Genomic DNA, 2,035 nt, shown 5'->3' on the forward strand with positions numbered 1-2,035 from the left:
TCCGTGCCCACATGGCTGCACGGCACGCTGATGGCAGGCAATTACAAGACGCCGGTCATTCAGGTGAACGTGAAGGCGATGTTCACCAACACGGTGCCGGTGGATGCCTATCGCGGTGCGGGCCGGCCCGAGGCGACATACCAGTTGGAGCGCGTCGTCGACAAAGCCGCGCGTGAGCTGGGGGTCGATCCGATTGCGCTGCGCCGTCAGAACTTCATCACCCAGTTCCCCTATGACACGCCGGTGGCGCTGACCTATGACACCGGGGATTACAACGGGACCATGGACAAGCTGGAGGCCGCTGCCGATCTGGCAGGCTTTGCCGCCCGCCGTGCGGAAAGCGAGGCGAATGGCAAGCTGCGCGGTCTGGGTATCAACTGCTATATCGAGGCGTGCGGCATTGCGCCGTCGAACATCGTTGGCATGCTGGGGGCCCGGGCGGGTCTCTATGACGCCGCGACCGTGCGGGTGAATGCCACCGGCTCGATCAGCGTCATGGTCGGCGCGCACAGCCATGGGCAGGGACATGAGACCGCCTTCCCGCAGGTTGTGGCCGACATGATCGGCATCGACGAGTCGATGGTCGAGATCGTGCATGGCGACACCTCGAAGATCCCGTTTGGCATGGGCACCTATGGTTCGCGCTCGCTGGCGGTTTGTGGCTCGGCCATGGTCAAGGCCACCGAGAAGGTGATCGACAAGGCCAAGAAGATCGCCGCCCACCTGCTGGAGGCGTCCGAGGCTGATATCGAGTTGAAGGACGGTCAGTTCAGTGTGGCGGGCACCGACAAGTCGGTGGCCTGGGGCGATGTGACCCTGACGGCCTATGTGCCGCACAACTACCCGCTGGAAGTCGAGCCGGGGTTGGAGGAGACCGCGTTTTACGACCCGGCCAACTTTACCTTCCCCTCGGGCGCTTATGCCTGCGAGGTCGAACTGGACCCCGAGACCGGCAAGGTCAGCATCGAGGCGTTCACCGCCGCGGATGACTTTGGCAACATCGTCAACCCGATGATCGTGGATGGCCAGGTCCATGGTGGTATCGGTCAGGGCATTGGTCAGGCTTTGCTGGAGAACTGCGCCTATGACGAGAATGGCCAGTTGCTGAGCGCCTCTTACATGGATTACGCGATGCCGCGCGCCGATGACGTGCCGTTCTACGGCGTGGATCATTCCAGCCAGACGCCATGCACGCATAACCCGCTGGGTGTGAAGGGCTGTGGTGAGGCTGGGGCCATTGGCTCGCCGCCGGCTGTGGTCAATGCGGTTCTGGATGCGATGAACTCGGGCGGCAAAGCGGTGGATCACATCGACATGCCGGTCAGCCCGTCGCGCGTCTGGGCGGCGATGAACAGCTGAGAGGTTGGGATGGCTGGGGGCTCTGCCCCCAGACCCCCGGGATATTTATAGCCAGATGAAGAGCGGATCTGTGTTCTTCGGAAAGGAAAAGCGAAATGTATAGTTTCGAGTTTGAGAAGCCCTCGACCATTGCGGATGCGGTTGCCGCGCTGGGGGGTGAGGATGCGCAGGCGTTGGGGGGTGGTCAGACGCTGATCCCGACGCTGAAGCAGCGGCTGGCAGCGCCGTCGGCGCTGGTGTCGCTGAGTGGGATTGCCGAGATGCAGGGGGTCTGTGTCGAGGATGACGGCTCCCTGGCTGTGGGCGGTGCGACAACCCATGCCACGGTGGCGCGCGAGGCCGCCGCGTCGTATCCGGCGCTGGCGGCGCTGGCGGGGCAGATCGGGGATCCGGCGGTGCGCAATCGTGGCACCATCGGTGGCTCGGTGGCCAATAACGACCCTGCGGCCTGTTATCCGGCCGGTGTGCTGGGGTCAGGCGCGACCATCGTGACGAATACACGGCAGATCGCGGCGGATGATTTTTTCCAGGGCATGTTCACCACAGCGCTGGAGGACGGTGAGATCATCACCGGCGTCCGCTTTCCGGTGCCGCAGGCGGCGAGCTATCAGAAGTTCCTGCAGCCTGCGTCTCGGTTTGCATTGGTCGGCGTCTATCTGGCGCGGTTCGCAGATGG

Annotated in this window: 2 protein-coding genes; both read left to right on the forward strand. The window is 63.6% G+C overall.

What is annotated here, in order from left to right; translation table 11 throughout:
• On the forward strand, nucleotides 1-1,359 hold a 1,359-nt coding region (locus ACR0BD_RS19685), incomplete at its 5' end, for a xanthine dehydrogenase family protein molybdopterin-binding subunit (RefSeq protein ID WP_480832972.1).
• Nucleotides 1,360-1,454: 95 nt separating this feature from the next.
• The coding region (locus tag ACR0BD_RS19690) for an FAD binding domain-containing protein (RefSeq protein ID WP_480832974.1) at nucleotides 1,455-2,035 on the forward strand (581 nt) is incomplete at its 3' end.

This window comes from Ruegeria sp. G5, from assembly GCF_056533365.1.